Here is a 25,973-nt window from a genome sequence, read left to right on the forward strand (position 1 = left end):
GAGTTTAGTGTTCACAAGGAGGTTGTTCATCTGTTTTGAAAAATCCTAAACTTGCATATCGACTTATATTCTTCAATTCGATTTATGGATTAACACTTCTGGCTTATCCGGTTGTGCTGATCATGAGTGTGTATTTATATGCCTATCGGGAGTCGGGAGCACATCCTTTGTTGGATACGATAGCGGCAATCCTGATGGCTACGTATCCCATTGGTGTGTTAGCTTCCTTCTTATGCTGGGCGTTCTATCATTCGGGCAAAAGTAAGTGGGCTACCGGAACTGCGAATTTGTTTCTGGTCTGGTTAGGGGCTTTTCTCATCGTACTGCTTCTCTCAGATTCTTTGTTTTAATAGAGCTATGTTTCCTACCAATGAATCCATAGTCTCCGTTCCGTAAAAGTTAAAAGGGCGAAACCGGATAAACCCGGCTCCGTCCTTTTTCATGTACTCGTTAATTCATGCACTGGTTAATCTCTCATGTTCTCACAACCCGAACTTTAGTTGGTCACCTTCCAGTTATGCACTTCCCCAACTTGTAACGGCTGGTGCCTGCGAATGAAATCTTCCACGAGTGCAGCCATATCCGTGGCGCCTTCGTGCAGTACCTTTTTGCCCGGATACATCGCATAATCTCCACCGCCTGCCGCGCGATAACTGTTCATCACCACGGAGTACTTCTCATCCATCCCCAGCGGCTTTCCTTCACGTTCCAACTTTACGACACGGTTGCCTACAGGCTGTGAGATGTTCAGTTCATATTCAATGCCCGCCCACATGTCGTAGTTGTAGTGTTGAGGTTTGGGCTGCATATACGCCGGATTAACGACTACTTTGCCGGAGGTGTCCAGTTCGAAATAACGTGCCGTCTGCTCCAAAGCTTCCCGAATATCCCTTCCGCTCAGTTCGAGAACAGTCAGGGTGTTGGGATAAATGAAGTTGGACAACACATCACGCACCGTAATCTGGTTGCCGAACCCGCGGGCTTCTTCACTAAGCATAGCGGTATTGGAAAGCTGTGCCCCTGTCGCTTCAATCTGAACCTGATGTACAAAATCAATAAAAGGATGTGCCTGCAGCCGCAGCTGTGTCGCACTGGAGATCGATAGATCACCGTCTCCGGCGACTTCGCCAATCGGCTGATCCAGCCAGGTTTGTGCCGAAGCCTCCAGTTCATCCGTCAGCTTCATTACAACAGGATCCGGCTTGAGATCAGGGTAATCTTCGAGCAACAGCAACTTCGCTTTCTTCTCCGTTACCAGCCACTTGCCCGTGTCCGGCGATTGCTGAAGTTGCACAGACACATGACCTAATCCACTGCCATTAAACCCTGGCTGAATCACGGTTACCCCATGAATTTCGTCAGTCAACTGGCGATGCTGATGCCCCGTGAGCAGTACGTCGATGCCTTCAATCTCTCGGCAGATTTCGTACGCCTGATTTTCTCCAGTTAAGCGCTCCGTAGCTTCTCCCGTCTCCGGATCACATTCAAATCCCCCATGATAACTGACCACCAGTACGTCGGGTTGCTCATATTTCCGTATATACTTCACCCACGTACGAATAGTATCCAGCGCATCCAGGAAATGCAGCCCTTCAATATTTTTCGGATGCTCCCAGTTGGGTATGTAATGGGTGGTTGCGCCGAGAAGGGCGATTTTTACACCGGAAGAGAGCGTTTTGACCAGATAAGGTTCGCCAAAAGCCGGAATACCTGCTCCGTCAGGAGCAAGCGGCAGTCCTGCAACGGGTTGCTTGTCATCTAAACGCTCACTGACAGCCTCATTTGAATTTTCGCTGGAATCTACTTGATACGTATGAACAACAATCGATTCATCCTGATAGGTCATATAAGCTGGCTGGTCGCCATGAAGCTCTTGATGTGCAAGTTCTGACGATTGCTTCTCTCTTTTCATCACAATATTGGCAGACAGCCAAGGAAAAGAGGAGCCTTGCACAGCGCCACGTAACAACTCCTGACCATAATTAAACTCATGATTACCCATCACCGCCGCATCGTATCCAAGCTCACTCAAGACGTGAATAAAAGGATGAGTTTGCTCTTTGGAGCCATGAGAAGCCGCATAAGAAGCGAGAGGAGAGCCTTGCAGCAAGTCTCCGTTATCCACCAGCAGTAATTCAGGTGAACGTTCACGTTCCTGCCGAATTAGAGAAGCCAGCAAGGCAAGGCCGGAATGACGATAAGCGTTGGTATTGTAATGGATCGGGCGAATTGCCCCGTGAAGGTCACTCGTGAACAGGATATCGAAGTTTGTCGTAGGGGGAATGCGTGTCATTTTACAATCTCCTCTAATATATAAGTTTAGATATATGGCATAAACCGTAGAACGGAGCAAAAGAAATCGTCTTAACAACAGGCGATAAGCCGTAATCCAAGCGTATTTCCTCCGAAATCATCCACCATAATGAGCCTATTTTAACAGAAGAATGTCACGCTGACAGCCTGCCAGGAAACTTTACAAAACTCCAAATTTCGTTTCACATCACGTAAATATTCGCCAATTATAGTAGACAAGTACTGAAAAATAGAAAAACTTTTGGAGGGTGTTCGATTGAAGAAGTCTGCTTTATTTTTACCATTGTTGATTTTGGTTCTGTTCCTGAGTGCGTGTGGGTCTAACGCTACATCCAATTCGTCAAACGGCGCTGAAGCCAATTCAAGCGCGTCCGGCACATCAACCGACACAGCAGAGAAAGACAAAACCGCTGAAGGTTATGTACCTACGGAACTGACAGTGCAATTCGTTCCTTCCCAGAATGCAGACACCCTTGAAGCAAAAGCAAAACCGCTGGAAAAACTGCTTGGCGACAAGCTTGGTATCCCGGTAAAAGTCAGCGTATCCACGGACTACAACACGATTATTGAAGCGATGGCTTCCAAAAAAGTAGATGTAGGTTTCCTGCCTCCGACAGCTTATGTACTTGCGAAAGAAAAAGGAGCAGCACAAGTCATTTTGCAAGCTCAACGTTTCGGTGTGAATGATGAGACTGGCGCTCCGACAGAGCAACTGGCAGATTCGTATAAATCCATGATTATTGTGAAAAAAGACTCCCCGATCCAATCGGTTGAGGATCTGAAAGGGAAGAAAATCGCTTACCAGAACGTAACGTCTTCCGCTGGTTATGTATGGCCGGCAGCCTTGTTGCTGGATCGCGGTATTGATCCGCTCAAGGATGTACAGCCTGTAACCGTTAAAGGTCATGACCAAGCTGTTCTTGCCGTGTTGAACGGTGACGTAGATGCAGCAGCTATTTTCCAGGATGCCCGTAACACGGTTTCCAAAGACTACCCGAATGTCTTCAAAGACACACGTGTACTTGCTTTCACTGAGCCTATTCCCAACGATACGATCGCCGTTCGTACCGACATGAACGCAGATTGGACAGCGAAGATCAAACAAGCCTTCATCGATATCGGTAAAGATACAGAAGGCCACAAGATCATCAAAGAAATCTACACGCACGAAGGTTATGTGGAGTCCGATGACAGCAAGTTTGATATCGTGCGCCAGTATAACGAGAAAGTGAAAACCGAGTAGTTTTCCGATCCAACAAGCCATTCGTGACTTTGCACAGTGAACAGGCCAGTTCAGCGTAATTGACGCTGTTCTGGCTTGTGCCGTTATTATAAGTTCTACTAGGAACAACGGAAACGATATAAATATTATGGATGAAAGAAGGATTAACGCGATGATTGAGCTTCACAACGTGACCAAAACGTATGCGAACGGCACGAAAGGCCTCAATAACATAAATTTGAAATTTAAGCAGGGAGAATTCATCGCGGTGGTCGGATTGTCTGGTGCAGGCAAATCCACATTGCTGCGGTCAATCAACCGGCTGCATGATATTAGTGAAGGTGAAATTCTGATTAACGGTAGCTCCATCACGAAGGCACAAGGCAAACGCCTGCGTCTGATCCGCCGGGATATCGGCATGATTTTCCAGAGCTTCAATCTGGTAAAACGATCTAGCGTGTTACGCAATGTACTAGCTGGTCGGGTGGGATACCATTCCACACTTCGTACCATTTTGGGTCGTTTTCCAAAAGAAGATGTCGAACTGGCCTTTGATGCACTGGATCGGGTGAATATCTCGGAGAAGGCTTACTCTCGTGCAGATCAGTTGTCTGGTGGACAGCAACAGCGTGTGGCGATTGCCCGTGTACTCGCTCAGGAAGCTAAAATTATTTTGGCCGATGAACCGGTGGCCTCACTTGATCCGCTGACGACGAAACAGGTCATGGATGACCTTAAACGGATCAATCAGGATCTCGGCATTACAACGATTGTTAATCTGCACTTTATTGATCTGGCGAGAGAGTATGCGACACGTATTGTTGGTTTGCGGGCAGGAGAGGTTGTATTTGACGGTCCGGTGGAAGAGGCGACGGATGAGCGTTTTGCTGAAATCTACGGCAGACCGATTCTGGCGGATGAATTGCTGGACAAGCAGGCTGTGCAGGAGCAGGGAGAAGTGCTGGTATGAAGGGACAAACCAACGTTTCACTTGAACATGAAGGGCGTGCAGGCGCAGGCAAGGAACCTGGCTCCAGCCCGAAGCAGATTGTCAATCGCCCCAAACCACCGGGGAAGACCAAACATCTGCTGACGTTAGTCATCATTGTGCTGCTCTTGTGGGCGAGTGCCAAGCAGACGGATGCGAGCTTTGCAGAACTGTTCACCGGTGGCCCGGAGATGTGGAAGCTGCTGAAGGAGATGTTCCCGCCGCGATGGAGTTATTTTGACAATATCGTACAGGGCATGTTGGAGACGATCCGTATGGCTTTGATCGGAACAACGATTGGTGCTATTCTTGCCATTCCGATCTCCATCATCTGTGCGGGGAATCTAATGCCAAGCCGCTGGATCTATTATCCGGCACGTTTTCTATTAAATCTGATTCGAACCGTTCCGGACTTGTTACTTGCTGCGTTGTTCGTTGCTGTATTTGGTCTGGGGCCGGTTCCGGGTATTCTCGCACTGGCTGTATTCTCGGTAGGTCTGATTGCCAAGCTCACCTATGAAACGCTGGAGACGATTGACAAAGGGCCGCTTGAAGCGATGACCGCTGTGGGCATGAACCGTATTCAGCTTATTGTCTATGGTGTCGTCCCACAACTGGCAGCCCAGTTCACGTCTTATGTACTGTATGCCTTCGAAATTAACGTACGTGCCGCCGCCATCCTTGGACTCGTTGGAGCGGGTGGTATCGGACTTTATTACGAAGCGACACTTGGATTCCTGGAGTATGACAAGACCAATACCATTATTATTTTCACACTGGCCATCGTTCTGATGATCGACTATGTGAGCACTAAGCTGCGGGAGAAATTGTTATGATGAAAAATGAAGCGAGCCGTATTCGGCCAAGACCCAAACCACGGAAAAATCCGCTCCGCTGGCTTATCATTCTGCTGTTAATTCTGGTCTATGCGTGGGCGCTGGCGGGCGTACCTTTTACCGGATTCAAGGAAACTGCCGGACAGATCATGAAAGCTATTATTGCGGGTATTTTTTCGCCCGACTGGAATTTCGTATATTTGCCGGAAGGCGAGGATTTGCTGCGCGGACTGCTGGATACTCTGGCGATTTCTGTGTTAGGTACCGTGATCTCCGCTGTGCTCTGTATCCCGTTCGCTTTCTGGTCTGCACGGAATATGAGTGGACATCGGGCGATCTCGGGTGCGGGTAAAATGATGCTTAGTTTCATCCGTACGTTTCCTGAAATTATTATGGCTTTGCTTTTTATCAAGGCTGTAGGTCCCGGATCATTTGCGGGGGTGTTAGCCCTTGGGCTTCACTCGATCGGGATGCTGGGTAAACTGTACGCGGATGAGGTTGAAAATATTGACTACGGCCCGTCCGAAGCGTTACTGGCTTCTGGAGCAACCCGACTGCAGCAACTCTGGTTTGCCATCTTGCCGCAGGTCATCCCGGGATTCCTGAACTATACATTGTATCGATTTGAGATCAATGTTCGTTCTGCCACGATCCTTGGTGTGATCGGCGCAGGCGGTATCGGAACCCCTCTGATCTTTGCACTCAGTACACGCAACTGGCCACGTGTCGGCATTATCCTGCTCGGCATTATCGTGATGATCACGATCATTGACCTGATCTCGGGGTATATTCGGAAGAAGCTGGTGTAGGTAACCGAATGAAGTGGTAGAGAGAAGGACTATCTTTTGCTGGATGATGCGGCAGTGGGTAGTCTTTTTTTTGATTTTAAATCAACAGGCTCTAAATCTAGTGATAGGTTAGTAGTTGCCTGATTTTTTACTTGAAATAATTTGTAAAAATAGTTGTACAATTTGCTTAATTCTCTATTCAATTATTTGTAAGTTATTCCGATTTTAATATGAGAAGGAGGTGAATTTCATTTTGAGAATTATTTTACCTATTATTGCATCGATATTGAGTATTGGAGGAGGATGGCTTTTTGGCTATTTAATAATGCTATTGATGCTATCTGGAGACGAAGGCCTCATTATCTTTGACGTTCCTCCAGCAAGTCATACTCTCTTGTATCTTGTGTTAACACTTCTTCCGTTTGTTGTGTTGGTGTATTTCCTTACGCAAAAAAGAAGAATATGTGTTCATTAAAATTATCGTGTATCTGTTTATTGCATCCTGGATACTTGGGTTTATGTGGTTCATTAATTCTTAGGAATTAGATATATTGGTAAAATTAGAATGTTGTCTGTGTTACAATTGTAGTAGTGGCGAGATGAATAGATAGTGTCGGTGTTGCCTGATGAATATGGACGCTGGACAAGTTGGAACGTACATAATGATGTTGGATATGTAGCTTGAAACGATACCTTATAACGTTAAAGTTGACCTTTTTGCAAGGAGGTAACTATTCTATGGAAAAATTGTATTTGATATGGCTCGTGTTTATAGTGCTTATATTGCTGTACCGAATGATCTTTCAGAAGTTTAAAAAGCATAACCGGGAAAATATCGGACTCAGTGCGATTCTTATTATTTTTACGGGTAGCAGTTATTCGTTCACGCAGATGAATCTCATTTTTGTCATTGGTATCTTGGCCTTTGCAGCTTATTGTGCGGTGTGGAACAGTATTCTTTTTGTAAGAAACGGTTATGAAAAACCAAGACTGAGATGAGCTGATTTACGTTATGGGTAGAGGATAATGCAGAGGATATATGTACAAGTAGGTCAGCTAAGCCTCATAGATTGAGGAGGGAAAGGTACTTTTGAACCTAGCTTGAATCTCTAACGATCACCAGAAGCCTTATTTAGCTAAAAAAAGCCTTTTTGAAATTCTAACGATCCGTACAGACGTTATTTGTAGCAATTAGCCCGATTTATCCTTCAAAATGCTGAAAAATAGCAAAATAGCGTCGCTGGTGATCGTTAGAATTTTAAATGTGGAAAAAAGGGGCAAATAAGCTCTCTCAGGATCGTTAGCGCTGAGGGAGTGGAGGGTTCGAGGGTTCAATTTTACGCCATGGATAATACCATACAAAAAAGACTACGAAAAACCGAAACCACCGCTGCCTGTTTCCTGGCCGCCGGACTGGTTTCGGTTTTTCGTTATTGCTTTCAAGCCTACTACTAGACTAGCTCGCCAAAGGCAAAGCAGCCTTGCTTACTTGTACCGTAATGATTTCCGTGCTAGTCACACCTGAGGCATTGACCAGTTCCGCGCGATACGTATACGTTCCGTTCGCACGACCGCTCAGGTCGGTTTTCGCCGTTTGAGCAGATGGTGTAGCAGCGTTCAACGCTTGCGTATCGATCAGCACGTCATTTTCATAAAGACGATACTCGGTTCCGTTGGTTCCCCACCAGAGGTTCATCGTTACGGTGTAGTTGCCATCACCGTCCCAGTTGTTTTGAGACAAAACGGCTTTACCTGGAGCGGCATTCGCAATTTGAACCGTTAACTCGTCACTGCGAGTAGCGCCTTTGTCGTTGATCAGCTCGGCAACATACGTATAGGTTCCGTTAGCTTTGTCTTTAATCGCCGTTTTAGCAAACTGTGAAGAAGGAGAAGCCGCTGTTAACTTTTGCGTATCCACAAGAACACCGTTCTCGTATAACTTGTACTCGGTTGCGTTTTCGCCCCACCACAGATTCATGCTAACGTTGAATGAACCATCAGACAGCCCGGTGGTATGTCCGTTATCGGAAGAAAGCACCGGTTTACCCGGCGCTCCTTCGGCTGGAGTAGAAGGGTTTTCTCCTCCGCCTTGTTCTTCCGAAGCTACAATGTCATCCAAGCTTCTTGGTTTCAATTGATAGACATCTTTGAAAATGGCAGCAATACCCGTGATATCAATCTTGTCACCAGCAACATAAGGGAAGCTGGTTTCACTTACACCGGTACGTGTATCCACACGCACATGTGTGCTTGTTCCATCTGCAGCTACCGCATCAAACTCAAAGGAACCGGCAGGCGTAGCGCTGATGATATTCTGGACCGTTACATTTTTCAATTGAACGAGTTGACCTTGGTTGGTATCGTTAATGGCTGTAACCAGCGCTGGAGCTGGAACAGAAGCCGTTCCTGTTTTCTCAATCGCAACCACATCGGTTAATTCAAACTCACTGTTGTAGATCGTTGTTGGTGCAGTCACTTTCACTTTGTCACCTACATCGAACCCACTGGTGTGCTGGAACACATAGATTCCCGCCGTATCATCCTGAAGATAGAAGGCTTGTCCGCCAAAAGAACCCGGTTTGGTAGTTACAACACCTTCAATGGTAACGGTAGTACCTACTGCTTTGGTGCGTGCCTCGGCTACGCTAATTGTTGCTGGGATTGGACCTTGTTCTTCTGGCAGTGGCTGTGCAGGTACGTTATCAATGCTTACTGCGCTAGTAATCAGGTTGCTGCCGTTTAAACGCAGACGCAGGCTGGCGTTGCCACTCGTACCTGGTTTGATACGTACATTCAAATCTTTGATTGCACGTCCTTTGCTATCCGATGTTACGCTAAACGCCGAGCTGTATCCGTATGAAGTTGGCCATGTTCCACCTTCATTTTGAATCATAGCTACCTGAGTTCCACCTGTCAGATAGATTCCTGCGCTGTAACCGGAAACGGTAGTGTTTGGAGCCATATTTTCTACAACCACACGAATCTGGAAGTCTTCGGCATTAGGCAATGTATCTTGCTTCACGAAGCTGTAAGCCGCGTTAGCGCTGGATGCAGCGCCGCCATAAGAGCCAGGCTTGAACGTGGAACGATCATACCACTTGTATCCGGCAGCCGGGGCAGCCCAAGGTTCAGCTTGCGGTTCAGTAGAAGCAGCCGGCTCCTCGAAAGGTAACAGCGCTGTAGCTGTATCCAATGTAAGGCCGTTTACTTCGGACAGTTTTGTATAGTTTTCTTGTGTCGCAAGCCAGTTTACCGTATTCACGAGCAATACCGCATCATCGACTTCTTTGAAGCCGTCATATGTTGTTTTGCGTGTGCCTGTTTCTTCGCGCAAATATTTCGGGGATGCATCTTCCACCGGGGAAGAGTCACCTATGAAGGCCGCTTTACCTGCACCCAGTTTGGATACAGCCACATATGGACCTTCTTCGATACCGCCGCCGTTATATACACCTTGGTCTACGGCATTATTCCATTTGGCATTCGTTTTTGGCAAGTACACGATACCTTTGGCTTTCTCCGGGTCTGTGATCGCCAGCGTGGAGCCTGCGTGCATCGCTACAGCAGAGACGCCTTCCGTAATGCCGAATGCCTGATCCGCTGGTACGATGATATTGGCGTTAATGTCGCCAAGTGCGTTGTACCGGAAACGTACGCCAAAGTTATCTGACAACCAGTCTGAACTTGTTATATTCTGCATGGCTTCGGAGTTGCGTTCATCTGCACTCATGCCTTTAGCAGGATCTTCGTATGCACCGCGGCGATATCCGTTGATAACTTCCGAGCCATCCCAGCGGTTTTTGTTACGGTCAGCGTTGTAGTGATCTCCAATGAAGAAGATGCTGCCGCCCGATTCAACATATTGTTTCAATGCCGCCTGTTCAGACGTTTTGAAAGGGATTTGTGGTTCAGCAATGACAAATACGTTGTATTCTTTCAGATCATCATAGGTAAAAGGTGTCGTTTTGCGCAGTTCTTTCACATAATAACCGTCATTCGCCAGAGCATTACCGAAATCCGAGAAACCACCATCAATAACCCAGTCGGCTGCTCCGGCAGTCTGACCGTGCGAATTGTCGAACAGTACTTTTTTGCCAGCATTCTCGTTAACGACCTTGGCTTGAATGAATGGAGCCGGGTCTGTCGGTCCTTCCGCATGAACCGAAGCATCGCTGTTCCATAATCCGACCTGAAGTGGCAAAGCCACGGATAATGCCAGGAGTGATTTTAACCAAACTCCCCGCAAACGTTTCAATGTACCCAACCAAATCCCTCCCAAATATTAGTTGATTCATAAGTTCGTCCATATTCTACCACATGAAAATCTCACATAGTCATAACAAATTGTAAAAATTAGATCGAACTTTGTAAAATTAGGTATTTCGGCATATGAATAGGTCGTTTGGATTATTGGTTGTTACAAGAATGGAAATGATAATATGGTGGGTAACGGAGTAGGAGAACACAAAGTCAAAAAGCCATCTCTACGAGATGACTTTGGCCCGAATTCGATTGACGGCGTGGAAAACGGAGGATTTGATCATGCCTTCACTGCGGTTCACCATCTGGGCTGTCTCTTTAATGGAATACCCATGGATCAGACGCAGCTCCAAAATTTGGCGATGTTCGGTGTTGTTGATATGGGAGACAATTTCGTTAACCCCTTCATTGATCTCCAACTCAGGGGTATCAACATGGTATGCAGGGGATTCGAGTCGACTGTCACGGCGTAAAGTGCGCGTACGTCTGCGAAAGCTGTCCATAGCCAGATTACGGGCGATGCGTTTGAGATAGTAGAGAACCCTGTCTTCAGGGATCTGGGCAGTGACGTTCATGAGACGAATAAAACAATCTTGTGCCAAGTCTTCCGCATCCTGCGGTTGTTTGACGATTTGGGATAGATACCTGGTGATTTCTGATTTATAGTTAATGTAAGCATCATTGATCTGTGAGTGGTTCATAAGATGTGAATCCCCCTTGGATATGGATCAAGCCTTGGTTCCGGTCCGTTTGGCGTTCTGTTAATGCTAGTATAGCGGGAGGTTGTTTCCAAAAGGTTCAGAGTTGTATCGGAGTTGTAACATTTCTTGATTTCCTCTGTTCAAGCAGACGGCTTGGGATACAAAATATAGGCAGATGAAATTCATAGAGCAGGGAGATTACGAATGTATTATGAGACCAAAAGAGATATTAATCATCGAAGATGAAGAGTCCATTCGCGATATATTGTCCTATTCGCTTCGCAAAGAAGGGTTTGAGATCAAAGAGGCGGCTTCGGGCAGGGAAGGATTGAATCTGCTTCGGGAGTCGAGGCCCGATCTGATTCTACTGGATCTGATGTTGCCTGATATGAGCGGCTTCGACGTGTGCAGGCAGTTGTCTGTGAACTCCAAAATCCCGGTAATCATGATTACGGCAAAATCCGATATGCTGGACAAGGTGCTTGGCATGGAGCTGGGGGCTGACGATTACATTACAAAGCCTTTTGATATCCGCGAAGTGGTTGCCCGCATCCGGGCTATTTTCCGCAGGATCGATCTCATCAGCGAAACGCTGGAGAACCAGTCTTACGAAGTCGTTAGGTTAGGCAAACATATCGAGATCCGTAAGGATGAGCGCGAGGTGTGGAAGGACGGAGAACGGGCAGGGCTCACGAACAAGGAGTATGACCTGCTGCTCTTCCTCGTGAACCACCATCGCAAAGTACATACACGTTCGGAGCTGCTGGACAAGGTGTGGGGATTTGATTTTGCAGGAGATACACGTACCGTGGACATCCACGTTCAGCGCATTCGCAAAAAGCTGGATAGCGGTGATCAAGGCATATCGATGATTGAAACGGTATTTGGCGTAGGATATAAACTGAATATTCAGGTGCAGACATGAAATGGACGATTCAGTTCAAGATGGTTGTGCTGTTCTCGGTGATCGTTTTCATCGGTTTCTCGGCACTGCTGATTCTGTCCAACAAGGTCGCCCAAGAGAATATGTATCGTGAAGTGCGAGAGGATATGGTGCAATCCAAAAAAAATCTGGATATCGCCCTGAATCAGTATTTTCTCATCCACAACAAACGCATTAGCAAAGATTCGCTGGAGGCGGGTAGCCGCGAATTAGAAGAGCAGATTGGTTCTGCCGTAGGTGGGGAAATTACGCTTTATCGTCCTGATGCGACCACATATGGTTCCAACACCAGTGGAGGGAAACTTGTCAAACGGACAGACATTGCGGATTTGAGAGAAGCGATGCAATCCCGAATCGCCTATACGACAAAAGTAGATCAGGGACGAGTTGTAGCAAGCCTCTCTTTCCCGATTCAGAGTGACCAGCAACTTGTCGGCATTGTGCAGCTTGAAAAGGATTATACGGATCTTTACCGGCGCAATATGCGCTTTCAGGATACGATTAAGCTGTTCGCAGCGACGATATTTGTGTTTGTTTTCATTGCTTCGATTTTTATTTCCCGGAAAATTACGCAGCCCATTCGTGTGCTGACGAAACGTTCTGCCGAAGTGGCCCAAGGCAGCCTGAATGCCGATATTCAGATTGCCACGAAGGATGAGATTGGGGAACTGGCGGCGAGCTTCACGGTCATGATTGACCGGGTAAGAGAGCAGATTGATGTGATTGAGCGAGAACGGGACGAAGTGAAACAAGTGCAGGCGCGAAGCAAAGTTTTTTTTGACAATGTGACACATGAATTAAAAACACCGCTGACGACCATTCTGGGCTATGCGCAGATTTTGCGGGATAATGGCTTCACCGACCCGGAGTTCTTCGACAAGGGCATGAATTATATCATCAAGGAAAGCCGTCGTCTGAATACGATGGTTGCGGATATTTTGGAAGTTTCGGTATCCTCAGCAGTGATTGAAAACTATCGCTTCGGACGGGTAGACGTCTCGGAAGTTATCCGGGAAGCGTGTGAGGACATGTCCATCAAGGCAGGCAAGTACAATATCGGCATTCATTACGAGCTTGAAGAAGAGCTGTATGTGCGGGGGGATCGGGACAAGCTGAAGGAAGTATTCCTGAACGTACTGGATAACTCCGTCAAGTATAGTGATGTGAATTCGATTATTGAAGTGCAGTCCACGCGGGAAAAGCAGTCTATTGCGATCCTGATCCGAGATCAAGGTGAGGGGATTGGTGCAGAAGCACTGAATCATGTGTTTGAACCTTTTTACCAGGATAAGGGCATGAACCGTGTTGAAAAAGGCAGCGCCGGTCTGGGGCTGTCGATTGTGAAAAACATTGTGGAGCGTCATGGAGGAACAGTGGAGATGAAAAGCATCATGCGGGAAGGGACGCAAGTCCATATCCGCCTGCCGGGGGATCGAAACACATGAAATATACCGGCTTTTGGCGTAAACATCGCGATAAGCTGATGCTGTCCGGGCTACTCGTCGCCTTTGTTGGCGGGATATTCGGGATTGGCAGTCTGTTCAGCATGAGCCACCTCAAACCACGTACGGTGATATTGCCTGGTGCGCAGTTTAATACTCGTCTCGTGCCCCCATCGAGCAGTACAATCCAGATCGAGTCTGCGACTAAAATTCCGAATGATTTTGTCATTTACGATTTTGATATTGGGGATCGGAATACGATTGTTGTAAACAGTACCGAACGTTCCTATACAGGACTGAGGCTGCTCAAGCTGCATCTGGATGATAACCAGGTAAACGAGATCAGTAGCAACACGGATTTTGGCGTTGTGCTGAGCCCGGATCGAACCAAGCTGATGTATGCCCAGTATCGTTCGGGACAAGCCCAGCGAACGGCTTTTATATACGATATGAAGAGTGGCGAACGAACCAAACTGGGCAAGGAACATTCCTATTTCAGGGAGTTTCTCAGTAACGAAACATCCATCAGTCATGATGAGCGTGGTTTCATTCAGACGGAACTGAAAACGGGCAAGGAAGAGATCCTGTTTTCCGATGAGGCCATGATGAAGAAAGCCGGAGTAGAGACATATGAGGATAAATCAGGCAAGAACTACATCGTGATTGACAGTTTTGAGATCAGTCAGGATATGAAACAGGCTTATGTTCTGGTTATGCACAAGAATGATTTTGCGGTCTATCGTGTGTCGCTGGAGAAAAATCCGGACGTGTCCTTATACCTGAGATCGCAGGATATTCAGCAATATCATCTGTTGAAAAATGGGGATATGATTTTTCAGGGTGAAGTGAATCAGGTACAGGGGCTATATCGATATCAGGTGGAAAACAATAAACTCAGCTTGCTAGCCAAGGGCACATTCTGGAATTTTGATCTGAGCGCGGACGAATCCCGAATTGCTTATCTGAATACACTGGAGAATCAGAAAAATGAGCTTCATATTGCCTTCCTGAATGATCAGAGCTTGTCCTCCGATACGGTGATCTACCGTAATATCAACAATTTTATCAAGCTGAAATGGTTTGGGGAAGAACTGTTCCTGGCAAGCAGCACCGTCAGCAAGAGTGAGTTGTATCGTTTTAGCTTTAAGGCGTGGTAGGTTTGTGATAGGAGCACTACCCAGCGAGAGGTCGATTCATTTAGAGAATTCGCTGCTGTAGCATTAGCAGTACACAGGCATTTGAAAGAACATATGTCCCTGCGGGTAAGCGTTGTACGCTCTGCCGCAGGGATTTTTGTGCCTGACATGTTACAAGTTGGATACAACTGAGTCCTGCCCCGATACATCTGCGCACTATAATAAAATGCAGGTTACACATAAATACATAATCAGGAAACAGAAAGGAAGACAAGCACGAATGCTTCAAGTTGAACATGTATCCCACGCCTTCCGCAATGCACAGGGCGATGTTCCCGTGCTGCAAGATATTAATCTGACCATTCAAGAGGGGCAGATGGTTGCGTTGCTCGGTAGTTCAGGTTCAGGGAAGTCCACACTGCTGAATCTGATGGCTGGTTTAATGAAGCCAACGCAAGGCAAGATTTGGATTGCAGGACAGGATATTGTACGTTTCAGCGAGAATCGCCTGGCGGAGTTCCGGCGCAGTCATATTGGCTTTATTTTTCAATCCTATGAGCTGTTGTCCAATCTGACGATCCGGGAAAATGTAGAGTTGCCCTTGGTCTTTATGGGAATCAGACCATCCAAACGCAAAGAGAAGGCGCTTCGCCTGCTGGAGCAAGTGGGACTCGGCGATAAGACCAATCTCTTTCCCTCGCAGTTATCCGGTGGACAGCAGCAACGGGTCAGTATTGCCCGTTCACTCATCACGGAGCCTTCGGTCATCTTTGCAGATGAACCGACGGGCAATCTGGATACAGAGACCGAGGAAGAGATTCTTTCCATTTTGCAGCAACTGAACAGAGAGATGAAAACAACCTTTGTCATTGTGACACACGAAGCCGAGGTGGCCGAACAGATGCAGGTTGTACTGACGTTACAGCAGGGGAGATTGGTCGAACAGCGACAGTTTGCCCAGTTGCAGCAGGGATGAGAGCTAATGTAAAAGGAGAGGAACAGTGAGAATACGGGACGTAGTGCGCATGGCCTGGGGACAGATCATTCGGCGCAAAGTGGTCACATTACTCTGTATGATTGGTCTGTCGATCGGTTCGGCAGCGATGATTATTGCACTGAGTGTGGGGCAGTCAGTACAGACATACAGCGAGAAAACGTTGAATGATAACTACAAGATGGACGAGATTACGATCAGCCCGAACGAGGGAATCAAAACGGGGAATGGAAGCGGCGGAGGCACGAAGAGTAAGTTTGAACGCGGCGCGCTGACGATGGAGAAAATTCGGATTATCGAGCGCCTTCCCCATGTTGTCGCCGTGGCTCCTATGCTGAAACTGGATGCGCTCGATATGGTGCTTCCGGATGGACGCAGCTCCTACGTGGAAGTGATTGGAACCGAGATGCAGACACTCAGCGGGTTCGGATACAAATATGCACAAGGCAGCGGAACTGGCAATGGCCGAGTTGCCGTTGTGAATTACGGAGCGACCTACGGCTTTATTGATGCGAAAGTGACGCAAAAGCTGTTTGAACAGTTGAATTCCGATCCCTATAACAATGAGCTTCTGCAACAGTACAATGAGATGATGATGAAACAGGATCAACTCATGCAGCAGCGTATACAATTTCGGTATGAAGATTTTACGAATGGCAGAAAGACCAAGATGAGCGGAACGATACGTGTATCGGGTGAACTGGTCAAACCATCCAATATGGATGATATGAGTGCACAGAATGACAAGAAAGTATATGTGCCGCTGGATACGGCGCGTGCTCTGCAGGATGAGCTTGGACTTCAGCAAACGGACAGCCCGGCACTCAAACGTCTCAATTCCGCATTGGTGAAGGTGGATAACAAGCGGCATGTGGCTCAGGTGGAAGAGCAGATCAAGAAGCTGACATTAAACACGCAAAGTAATCTTTTTCAGGAAGAGGCCATGGCAGGACAGCTTGCGATGTACCAGAAAGCAGCCATCGGTATCGGCGGTTTTATTATGGTGCTGGCTTCACTGTCCATCATTGTGGCAATGATCATGTCCACGCATCAGCGGCGTAAGCAGATCGGGGTTATGAAGGTGCTTGGTGCTAACCTGTGGCAGATTCGTCAGATGTTTATTGCGGAGGCAGCCATGCTGGGATTCATTGGCGGTGTAGCTGGTGTGGGTATTGCATTTGCCGCACTCGGCGGAGTGAACCAGCTGCTCGCAAGTCAGATGGCAGATCAGGCGGGCGGACCGATGACAGTGATTATTCAGCAGTCGGCGTTGCCGCTGGGGATTGTTTTTGCCGTACTTGTCGGTGTGGTATCGGGTATCTATCCAGCGATCAGTGCATCGCGAACCAACGCGCTCAGTGTCATTAAATCGATGTGATGCAGCTGCGAAAGGCTAGTGTGCAGGGCTGAACGTGGAACATTTAGAATACGAACAGACTCAAACTTACCAGTGAAAGGGATATAGGCATGAAGAAATGGATCAGCATCATCACTACGATTGTACTTATGGCAGGCGCAGGATACTGGGTATATGAGAAATACAAACCCCAGCCCGAAGCGCCAGTTGAAATTCCACCGCCCATCACCTTTGATGTGACGCAGGAGACGATGACACAAACCATTCAAGTGAAAGGGAAATCGGTCTATACCGAGCAGACGGACGTGTTTGCACCGTATGCTTCTAACATCAAGCAGTGGTATGTCAAGAACGGGGAGCAGGTGAAAAAAGGGGACATTCTGTTCACGCTCGATACGTCGGCATTACAGACAGAAGTGAGTCAGATGCAAAGTGATCTGGATAAGGCCCGGTTAGATGTGGAAATGAATCAGATCAGCATCGACCAGGCGGGCATGACTGAGACGTTAGGTGTAACGGAAGAGGAACGCAAAAAAGCATTCGCAGACCGGGAGAGCAAACGTCTGGCGAACGAGCTGAGCCAGAAGGCTTTGGTTCTCAAAGAGCAGGAGATCCGAAAGAAGCAGGACGTCATGAGCAAGGCAGTGGTGCATGCTGCGACTACGGGTATATTTCAGTTGAACGATCAGGATAACAAAACACGGGCAGTTACGGAAGGGCAGTTAATCGGCTCAATCACGAATACGGGCAAAATGAAATTCATGACTATTGTTGGTGAGGAAGAAATGTTCAAGCTGAAGGAGGGCATGCCAGTACAGGTGCGCATGAGTGCGCAGAAGGATCTGAAATTTACCGGAAAAGTAAGCAAGGTGTCCAAGTTTGCCCGAAAAAGCACGGATACCGATCTGAAGCAGGCCTCTCAGTTTGATGTTGTCATTGATCTGAAGCCGGATGCTCGCATGTATGGTGGTGTCAGTCTGGAAGGGGACATCGAAACGATGCGCAAGGACAAGGTGACGGCCGTATCGAGTCTTGCCATTATGCGTGACCAGCCCGAACCTTACGTGTTACTGGATAAAGGGAACGGACAGACGGAGCAGCAAGCGGTTAAGACAGGTATGGAATCTGGAGATAAAACCGAGGTTGTTAGTGGTTTGAAGCCAGGGGATGTTGTGGTTATCCCATAGAAGGAGGTTAAAGCTTATTGCGGTTTTGTGCCGTAATGAGCTTTTTCTATTGCGACAGAGAGGAGCAAATTCCTTCTTTTTATGTGGAAAAAAATATAATTTAATTTATATAATTCAATTTACAGTAATATTTACATGTCGTATAATCACACTATAAGGAGGTGAACAAGGAGTCATACGCGAGATCAAACTTTTTTAAAGTTTAAATGGAAAGCGCTTACGCGAAGTTAGTTTGTATTCAACGTTCTCTTTACACTTTCAATCCCAAGAACCAGAATCAACTAAGCCACCACGTTCTACTCTCATGATTCTACCCCCTCACAAGCTCACACAGCAATTCTACTGAAAACACCCGACGTTTATTTGCTCTTTAACTTAAGCCCTTTTAATTATGGAGGTGACCCGAAACACCACACATTCTTTCATGCACTTTGTGCCATGCATCCTGCTTCTACACAGAGGAACAGCAGACATGAGTCGAGTCCAATCTTATCTAAGGGAAAGGTGGAACTATGAAGAAAACATTGAAAACTAAATCAAGAGGCCAGAAGTTGCTGCGTAAAGGTGTAAAACAAATGATGGCAGCTGCGCTGCTTGCAGCAGGGATCTTCCCTGGCATGTCTCCAGGTGTGACACAGGCAGCAGAGGCACATGTGAATAATCCGTTTGTCGGCGCTACGGCGTATCTTAATGAGGACTACTCTGCACTAGTGGATACCTCTATTGCACTCACCAGTGATGCTTCACTGAAAGCGAAGATGGAAACGGTAAAATCCTATCCTACCGCGGTATGGATTGACCGTATTGCAGCTATTTACGGTGGGGCCGAGAATGCTGGTCGCAAGAGCGTGGAAGAGCATCTGGATGCAGTTCTCGCTCAGAAGAAGCCAGGCGTACCTATTACAGCTTCCTTCGTTATCTATAACTTGCCGGGTCGGGACTGTCATGCCCTTGCATCTAACGGGGAGCTTCCTTTAACGCAAGCGGCTTTGCAGACGTATAAAACGGATTACATTGACGTGATCGCAGATATTTTTGCTGACCCCAAATATCAGGACATCCGCATTATCGCGATAATTGAGCCAGATAGTTTGCCTAACCTGGTAACCAATCTGAGCACACCAGCTTGTGGTCAAGCGGCTTCAACGGGGATTTATGAAGCTGGGATTAAATATACGTTGGACAAGCTCCATGCGATTCCGAACGTATACAACTATCTCGATATCGGTCACTCCGGCTGGCTCGGATGGGATAACAACCGTTCTGGAGCGGTCGCGCTCTATACCGATGTAGTGGGGGATACGCTTGGTGGGCTGAGCAGTGCAGATGGATTCATTACGAATACTGCCAATACCACACCACTGGCTGAACCAAACCTGACCAACCCGGATCTGAACATCGGTGGACAACCGATCCGTTCAGCGAAGTTCTATGAATGGAATCCGTACTTTGACGAAACCGATTTCACAGCAAAGTTGTATTCTGATTTCGTACAAGCAGGATGGCCAGCGAGCACAGGTTTCCTCATTGATACCAGCCGTAACGGATGGGGCGGGGTGAATCGTCCAGCTACAGCTACAGGCAGCAATATCAATGATTATGTGAATTCCGGTCGGGTGGATCGCCGGGAGCACCGGGGTAACTGGTGTAATGCAAGCGGAGCAGGTATCGGAGAAGCGCCTAAGGCGGCTCCAGGACCTGCGCATCTGGATGCCTATGTATGGGTGAAACCGCCAGGCGAATCCGATGGCTCCAGTTCTGAAATTCCGAACAATGAGGGTAAAGGCTTTGACCGGATGTGTGACCCAACGTATACAACGAAAGATGGAGTGCTGACTGGCGCATTGCCTAACGCACCGGTATCAGGTCACTGGTTCCATGATCAGTTCGTACAACTGGTGAAGAACTCCTTCCCTGTACTCTCTGAGAATGGTGGAGGTAACCCTCCAGGTGGAAACACAGCACCGGCAGCTCCTGCTACGGTAACAGCTACGGCTGGTAATGCTCAAGTGACGTTGACATGGGCGGCATCGACAGGTGCGACCAGTTATACGGTAAAACGTGCGCTGACGGCATCCGGTCCGTTTGTAACGGTTGCTGCCAATGTCAGCGGAACAACCTACACCAACACGGGCTTGACGAATGGTACAACGTACTATTATGTCGTGACAGCAAGTAATGCGGCAGGCGAGAGTGTGAACTCTGCATCTGCTATGGCAACACCGGCAGCCGTTGCAACGGCTCCAGCGGCACCAACGGCGTTGACAGCAACAGCTGGCAATGCGCAGGTGAGCCTGGCATGGACAGCCTCGGCAGGTGCGACCAGCTACAACGTGAAACGTGCGCTGACTGCTGCGGGTCCATTCACGACGATTGCATCCAATGTAACGGCAACGTCGTATATCAACACATCTCTCACCAATGGCACAACTTACTATTATGTGGTGAGTGCGGTGAATGCAGTTGGGCAAAGTGCTAATTCTGCGGTAGCTTCTGCGACACCAGCAGGTGTGGTTGTACCAACTAGTAATCTGGTGGTGCAATATCGTGCAGGGGATACGAATGCAACGGATAACCAGATCAGACCGTTGTTCAACATCAAAAACCTGGGTAGCACCGCAGTAAATCTGAGCGATTTGAAACTTCGTTATTATTTCACCAAAGAAGGTTCAGCGGCAATGGATTCAGCTATTGACTGGGCCGTGGTTGGCGCAGCGAACATTGACCGTACCTTTGGAGATGGATATGTTGAGCTGAGCTTCAAGTCCGGCGCAGGAAGCATTGCTGCGGGCGGGCAATCAGGAGATATTCAGCTTCGCATGTTCAAAACGGACTGGTCCAACTTTGACGAGAGCGATGACTATTCCTATGATCCAACCAAAACATCCTATCAGGATTGGGATAAAGTCACGCTCTATCAAGGCGGCAGCCTTGTATGGGGAATTGAGCCTTAAGGTTATATATTTGGTGATTTAGTGCTAAGGTACGTGTGAGTCTACGCACAACTTATCAAAACAGAGCTGTTTTCTGGTCATCCATTGACCGGAGGCAGCTCTGTTTTTTTCTAACGATCAAAGGAGAGCTTATTTGGCGAAAAAGAGGCATGATGAAATTCTAACGATCCGTAGCGACGCTATTTTGATGAATTTCGGTAGTTTTGATGGGATTTGCCTCGTTTGGGGTGAAATAAGCTTACTGGTGATCGTTAGAATTCAAAAGTGGTTTAAAACGACTGAATAAGCTCCGTGGTGATCGTTAGCATTTATAGCATGAGCGAGTTTATGGAAAAAGCATAATTGGATGAATGAGCTTGGAGCGCTATCAGACGGTTGGGAAGAATGAGCTATAATGATCAGATTGTGGTAACTGTTCATATTCTATCGTGGCACACTTTGACCGAGATACACTGAATATTGATCGTTTTGCACGGATATTTGCCTTCGGTTAGGCAGTAAGGATGTCTATAATAGTACCCGATGGATGACAACTTTTGCTTCAAATGAAGTGAATAGAAGGGAAGGGGGATTGGAGAGACAAGAGAAAGCAGTACATCTGGCTAACTGGATTCTCTTTTGAACATTAGTTTTGTAAGCGCAATCATTTTTCCTTTGATGTATGACCATGCCTGACAATGACCTTAATATGAACACAAACACAAATATGAACATGAACATAATTCAGGCAGAAGTATCATTACCCATTCTAACCAGGGAGAGTGAAGGTTGATGATCTTAAGATCAGTAAACGGTACCGGTCATGAGTCCGGTTCAGACTTCCATACTAGCAGTACCATTAATTCAGACAGTCCCGGCAAAGTCTCTTCCCGCAGTCCCAACAGTCGAAGCACTCGCAGCAAACGAACAAAACGATCGCGCATGCCTCTCGGGGCCAAAGTGCTCTCTTCTGCACTCAGCTTGGCTTTAATTCTTATTGGAAATGCCGGAATCAGTGGAGCCGATGCATCCCAATCCCAATCTCAGGGGAATGGTGCTATGGAAGTAGACATGTATGCCAAAGACAAAGGAGGCAGCCATGGGAAAGATATTCAACTAGAGAAGCTGGATCGCGGGCTGGTAGCGGCTTCGACGTCCGAAGGTGTTTTTCTAAGCTGGAGATTACTTGGGGACGAGGCAACAGGGTACAACGATAAGGGGCTGACCGGGACGGATTTCAACGTTTATCGGAATGGCAAAAAAATTGCAACGGTCACAGACAGCACGAACTATGTGGACAACTCAGGCAAGACATCCTCACGTTATGAAGTTGCCGCAGTGAATAGCAAAGGCAAAGAAAGCAAACGCAGCGCATCCGTTAAACCTTGGGCGAACGGGTATGTGGATATTCCTTTGCAAAAGCCGGCTGACGGTGTAACACCTGTAGGGGAAGCTTACACCTACAGTGCTAATGACATGAGTGTTGGTGATGTGGACGGGGATGGTCAGTACGAGTTTTTTGTGAAGTGGGACCCCTCCAATGCCAAGGACGTGTCGCAAAAAGGATATACCGGCAACACCTACGTGGATTGTTATACGCTGGATGGACAACTGCTGTACCGGATCGATCTCGGGGTTAACATCCGTGCGGGAGCACATTATACGCAGATGCTTGTCTATGATTTTGATGGAGATGGCAAGGCTGAACTGATGTTCAAGACCGCTCCGGCCACGCAAATCATCAAGTACAACAAAAAGGGCAAACCAACCTCACAAAAGTATATCACACTGCCGAAGGAAGATCGCAAGGCCGGGGTGACACATCAGGACGATTATCGCCTCAGTGCAGAGGGGTACTATGACCATGTGGTCGATATGTTCCGTAACTGGCATAAACACGAAGAGGTTGTGAAAGGAAACTGGCCAGCGACACTGGAAGAGGCATTCGGGATTGAGAAGAAGTACAACTATCCGTTATCCCAGCAGGATGCGGAAAGCTTGGCTGATTATTTTATCGATATATACGCACCGCAGCGGAGCGCTCGCAATGAACTGCGCAAGTTTGAAGGGTTTATTGTGGACGGTCCGGAGTATATTACTGTGTTCGAGGGGAAGTCGGGAAAAGAATTACAGACTGTCCCGTATGAGCCGGAACGTCATGATGACGGTCTGATGTGGGGTGACTATGCGATGGCGCGCATTGAACCGGCAAACCGGGTTGATCGTTTCCTGGCGGGGGTTGCGTACCTGGATGGTAAGAAACCGTCTGCGATTTTTGCGCGTGGATATTACACTCGATCCACCATGGCTGCCTATAACTGGGATGGCAAGAAACTGAAAAAAGAGTGGATGGTAGACAGTGGCTGGACACCGATGAAGAATCCATTCAATGATGGGCCGCACGGTGTGGACGGCACAGACACGCAGTATGGTTCAATTACAACACAAGGCGCCCATTATTTCAGTGTGGCGGATGTAGACGGTGACGGCAAACAGGAGATCATCTATGGTTCGGCTACGATTGACCACGATGGTAGTGTGTTGTACAGTTCCACTGATGTGATGCCGCCCGAGAGTGCTGCACCGGGCACGATTGCCCGTCTGGGACACGGAGATGCACTGCATGTTGCGGATATCGACCCGGATCGCCCGGGACTGGAGATCTTTATGGTGCATGAGGGCGGACCTTGGGCGCCATATGGATATTCCCTGCGTGATGCGAAGACCGGAGAAGTGATTTATGGCGGATATACAGGCAAAGATACTGGACGTGGCATGGTCGGAGATGTCGATCCAACACGGCGCGGGCTAGAGACATGGGCTGTTGGATTATGGACGGCACAAGGTGAAAAAATAAGTGATCAGGCGCCCGGAACCAATATGAGTATTCGCTGGGCCGCCGACATGACCACCCAAATCGTAGACGGTGCCATCGATGTCACACCTACAATTAAAGACTGGACACGCGGCACAGTGCTGACCGCGACAGGAACCTTAACCAATAACCACACAAAAGGTACACCATCGCTGGTTGCCGATGTATTCGGAGACTGGCGTGAGGAGATGCTGGTGCGTACAGCCGACAGTTCAGCGATCCGCATCTATCTGAGCACCGAGAAAACAAATCGCAAGCTGTATACGCTCATGCATGATGCGATGTATCGTGTAGGCATTGCTGGACAGAACAGCGGGTATAACCAGCCTTCGTATCCTTCCTTCTACATGGCATCGGATATCGATTGGTCGAAGGTGACACTTCCAAACTTCTATACCCCTGGGAAAGGCAAAGGGGCTAAGTAAGACTGTCAGCTTAGATTAGAAAGAGAAATGATGTAAGCTAACCGCAAATAGCTCTGGAATTCGCTTCTGTGTAATGATAACGCAGAGACATTCCAGAGCTTTTTTGTACATCCAACTACTTCTCCAAGTTTTCGCTCAAGTGTGTTGCGGAAGCGAACGATTCCAGCGTATATTGACCGTCCTTAACCAGTAACTTGGTGATGGAACACTCGGGAACGAGACGTTTCTGTTCAACCAGGAAATTCGGATGCCATCGGTTCAGTTCTTGTTCGGCAAAGGTCTGCACCAGGAAATCGGTAATTAGACCGCCATGCGTAGCCAAAACAATATGACTGCCGGATGGCGCATGCGCAGCCAATTCGTCTAGCAAAGAGGCCAGCCGTGTACCTGCCTGTTTGGCGGAGTCACCAACATGTGGAATAAATTCAGGGTTTGCTGTACACTGGTCCCACAAGGCTACGAATTGTTCAAAGGTCTGCTTAGGATCATCACCCCAATTGGCTCGCTCACGCAAGCGTGCATCTTCCGAGACGTCAGACCCGGTTAGGGAAGCAATCGCTTCGGCGGTTTCCTGTGCTCTCCGGAGTGGACTCGCTATGATCCGGTGGATGGGATATGGAGCGTTCGAAAAATGCCGGGCGGTCAATTGAGCCTGACGGCTGCCTACAGAAGTAAGTGGCACGTCGCCAATATCACTTTTTTTGACACCATGTCTGACCAGATAAAAGGTTGTACTCATGACATGAAATCTCCTTCAACGGTGGATTTTGAGATGACATAATAATGATATGATGAGTTTACACTAAAAAGCTTATAGGAACTGAACTTCTCGATCCATTACAGGATTATGAATAGTTTAGATGTACTTTGGCATTGCTGCAATACACGCAGATTGCGTTTGCTTAATGCGAATGACTATCCATTACAATTTGGAGGATATCATGATGAAAAAATTGTTTTTGTCTTCTTCTTTTGTTGACACAGCAAGCTTGTTGAACACACTGGAAGCAACGTTAACCGGAAGAACCGTCACCTTTATTCCGACAGCGGCGGTTCCTGAGACATATGATGCATATGTTCATGCGGGCAGACAGGCCCTTGAGAAGTGGGGACTTATTGTACAAGAGTTGGAAGTATCCACGGCATCTTCTGAAGAAGTAGCAGCCAAGTTGCAACAAAGCGACCTAATCTATGTGTCGGGTGGCAATACCTTTTTCCTGTTACAGGAGCTTCGCAGAAGCGGGGCAGCCAAGTGGATTCAGGCTCACATTCAAGAGGGGAAAATGTATATCGGAGAGTCGGCAGGTTCCATCATTCTCGCCCCTGATATTGCATATGTGAAGGCCATGGATGATTGCGCTGCAGCACCAGACTTGTCCAGTTACGAAGGGCTGAATGCCATTGATTTTTATCCCGTGCCGCATGTGGGTTGCGCCCCATTCGTAGAGTCAGCAGCTCAGGTTATGGATGAGTATCAGTCCACATTGCCTCTCGTGCCTATAACGAACTCCCAGGTTATTATCATGGATGGAGAGCAGTACCGGATTAGTAACATTTAACGTCGATTTAAATG

Annotated in this window: 19 protein-coding genes; 15 read left to right on the forward strand and 4 right to left on the reverse strand. The window is 47.6% G+C overall.

Features of this window, described 5'->3' with window-relative positions; genetic code table 11:
* Positions 1-35 precede the first annotated feature (35 nt).
* A complete protein-coding gene (locus tag EC604_RS04695; RefSeq protein WP_123063038.1) occupies positions 36-350 on the forward strand; it encodes a hypothetical protein in 315 nt (104 codons plus the stop codon).
* Positions 351-496: 146 nt separating this feature from the next.
* On the opposite strand, the gene EC604_RS04700 is transcribed toward EC604_RS04695, so the two are convergent.
* Entirely contained in the window at positions 497-2,293 is a 1,797-nt protein-coding gene (locus tag EC604_RS04700) for a bifunctional metallophosphatase/5'-nucleotidase (protein WP_123063039.1), read from the reverse strand.
* Between the two features lie 276 nt (positions 2,294-2,569).
* Between EC604_RS04700 and EC604_RS04705 the strand changes: the two genes are divergently transcribed.
* The 5 genes from EC604_RS04705 to EC604_RS04730 all read left to right on the forward strand — a co-directional run bounded on the left by EC604_RS04705 (position 2,570) and on the right by EC604_RS04730 (position 7,146).
* The gene (locus EC604_RS04705) at positions 2,570-3,556 is read left to right on the forward strand and encodes a phosphate/phosphite/phosphonate ABC transporter substrate-binding protein (protein ID WP_123063040.1); all 987 of its coding nucleotides are present in this window, start codon (positions 2,570-2,572) and stop codon (positions 3,554-3,556) included.
* 151 nt (positions 3,557-3,707) lie between these two features.
* Entirely contained in the window at positions 3,708-4,505 is a 798-nt protein-coding gene (gene phnC, locus EC604_RS04710) for a phosphonate ABC transporter ATP-binding protein (RefSeq protein ID WP_123063041.1), read from the forward strand.
* Positions 4,502-5,359: a phosphonate ABC transporter, permease protein PhnE gene (phnE, locus tag EC604_RS04715; RefSeq protein WP_240036660.1), complete on the forward strand. Its 858-nt coding sequence runs from the start codon at positions 4,502-4,504 to the stop codon at positions 5,357-5,359. Before phnC ends, phnE (EC604_RS04715) begins: the two co-directional genes overlap by 4 nt.
* Positions 5,356-6,168 carry a phosphonate ABC transporter, permease protein PhnE gene (phnE, locus tag EC604_RS04720; protein WP_090917666.1) on the forward strand — a complete coding sequence of 271 codons (813 nt, stop codon included), beginning with the start codon at positions 5,356-5,358 and terminating at the stop codon, positions 6,166-6,168. The genes phnE (EC604_RS04715) and phnE (EC604_RS04720) overlap by 4 nt, the downstream gene beginning before the upstream one ends.
* A 717-nt stretch (positions 6,169-6,885) precedes the next feature.
* Positions 6,886-7,146: a hypothetical protein gene (locus EC604_RS04730; protein ID WP_123063043.1), complete on the forward strand. Its 261-nt coding sequence runs from the start codon at positions 6,886-6,888 to the stop codon at positions 7,144-7,146.
* Positions 7,147-7,603: 457 nt separating this feature from the next.
* On the opposite strand, the gene EC604_RS04735 is transcribed toward EC604_RS04730, so the two are convergent.
* Entirely contained in the window at positions 7,604-10,411 is a 2,808-nt protein-coding gene (locus EC604_RS04735; RefSeq protein WP_123063044.1) for a DUF5689 domain-containing protein, read from the reverse strand.
* 220 nt (positions 10,412-10,631) lie between these two features.
* A complete protein-coding gene (locus tag EC604_RS04740) occupies positions 10,632-11,108 on the reverse strand; it encodes an RNA polymerase sigma factor (protein ID WP_123063045.1) in 477 nt (158 codons plus the stop codon).
* A gap of 211 nt (positions 11,109-11,319) precedes the next feature.
* Here EC604_RS04740 and EC604_RS04745 point away from each other — a divergent pair, with 211 nt between their 5' ends.
* From EC604_RS04745 to EC604_RS04780, 8 genes are all read left to right on the forward strand, one after another.
* Positions 11,320-12,033, forward strand: coding sequence for a response regulator transcription factor (locus EC604_RS04745; RefSeq protein ID WP_090917674.1), 714 nt, complete (start codon positions 11,320-11,322; stop codon positions 12,031-12,033).
* Positions 12,030-13,496, forward strand: coding sequence for a sensor histidine kinase (locus EC604_RS04750; protein WP_123063046.1), 1,467 nt, complete (start codon positions 12,030-12,032; stop codon positions 13,494-13,496). The genes EC604_RS04745 and EC604_RS04750 overlap by 4 nt, the downstream gene beginning before the upstream one ends.
* Positions 13,493-14,650, forward strand: coding sequence for a hypothetical protein (locus tag EC604_RS04755; RefSeq protein ID WP_123063047.1), 1,158 nt, complete (start codon positions 13,493-13,495; stop codon positions 14,648-14,650). The genes EC604_RS04750 and EC604_RS04755 overlap by 4 nt, the downstream gene beginning before the upstream one ends.
* A gap of 259 nt (positions 14,651-14,909) precedes the next feature.
* Positions 14,910-15,605: an ABC transporter ATP-binding protein gene (locus EC604_RS04760; protein ID WP_123063048.1), complete on the forward strand. Its 696-nt coding sequence runs from the start codon at positions 14,910-14,912 to the stop codon at positions 15,603-15,605.
* A gap of 25 nt (positions 15,606-15,630) precedes the next feature.
* Complete coding sequence (locus EC604_RS04765) at positions 15,631-17,001, forward strand: ABC transporter permease (protein WP_151458047.1); 1,371 nt, start codon at positions 15,631-15,633, stop codon at positions 16,999-17,001.
* 89 nt (positions 17,002-17,090) lie between these two features.
* A complete protein-coding gene (locus EC604_RS04770; protein ID WP_123063050.1) occupies positions 17,091-18,167 on the forward strand; it encodes an efflux RND transporter periplasmic adaptor subunit in 1,077 nt (358 codons plus the stop codon).
* A gap of 512 nt (positions 18,168-18,679) precedes the next feature.
* Positions 18,680-21,121 carry a glycoside hydrolase family 6 protein gene (locus EC604_RS04775; protein WP_192895059.1) on the forward strand — a complete coding sequence of 814 codons (2,442 nt, stop codon included), beginning with the start codon at positions 18,680-18,682 and terminating at the stop codon, positions 21,119-21,121.
* A gap of 921 nt (positions 21,122-22,042) precedes the next feature.
* A complete protein-coding gene (locus EC604_RS04780; protein WP_123063398.1) occupies positions 22,043-24,400 on the forward strand; it encodes a rhamnogalacturonan lyase in 2,358 nt (785 codons plus the stop codon).
* 115 nt (positions 24,401-24,515) lie between these two features.
* Here the strand turns inward: EC604_RS04780 and EC604_RS04785 are convergent, their stop codons facing one another.
* Positions 24,516-25,139, reverse strand: coding sequence for a histidine phosphatase family protein (locus EC604_RS04785; protein ID WP_123063051.1), 624 nt, complete (start codon positions 25,137-25,139; stop codon positions 24,516-24,518).
* A gap of 205 nt (positions 25,140-25,344) precedes the next feature.
* Here EC604_RS04785 and EC604_RS04790 point away from each other — a divergent pair, with 205 nt between their 5' ends.
* Positions 25,345-25,959, forward strand: a complete 615-nt coding sequence (locus tag EC604_RS04790) for a Type 1 glutamine amidotransferase-like domain-containing protein (protein WP_123063052.1) — start codon at positions 25,345-25,347, stop codon at positions 25,957-25,959.
* Positions 25,960-25,973 lie beyond the last annotated feature (14 nt).

It is taken from the genome of Paenibacillus amylolyticus (assembly GCF_003719335.1).
GTDB lineage: Bacteria > Bacillota > Bacilli > Paenibacillales > Paenibacillaceae > Paenibacillus > Paenibacillus amylolyticus_D.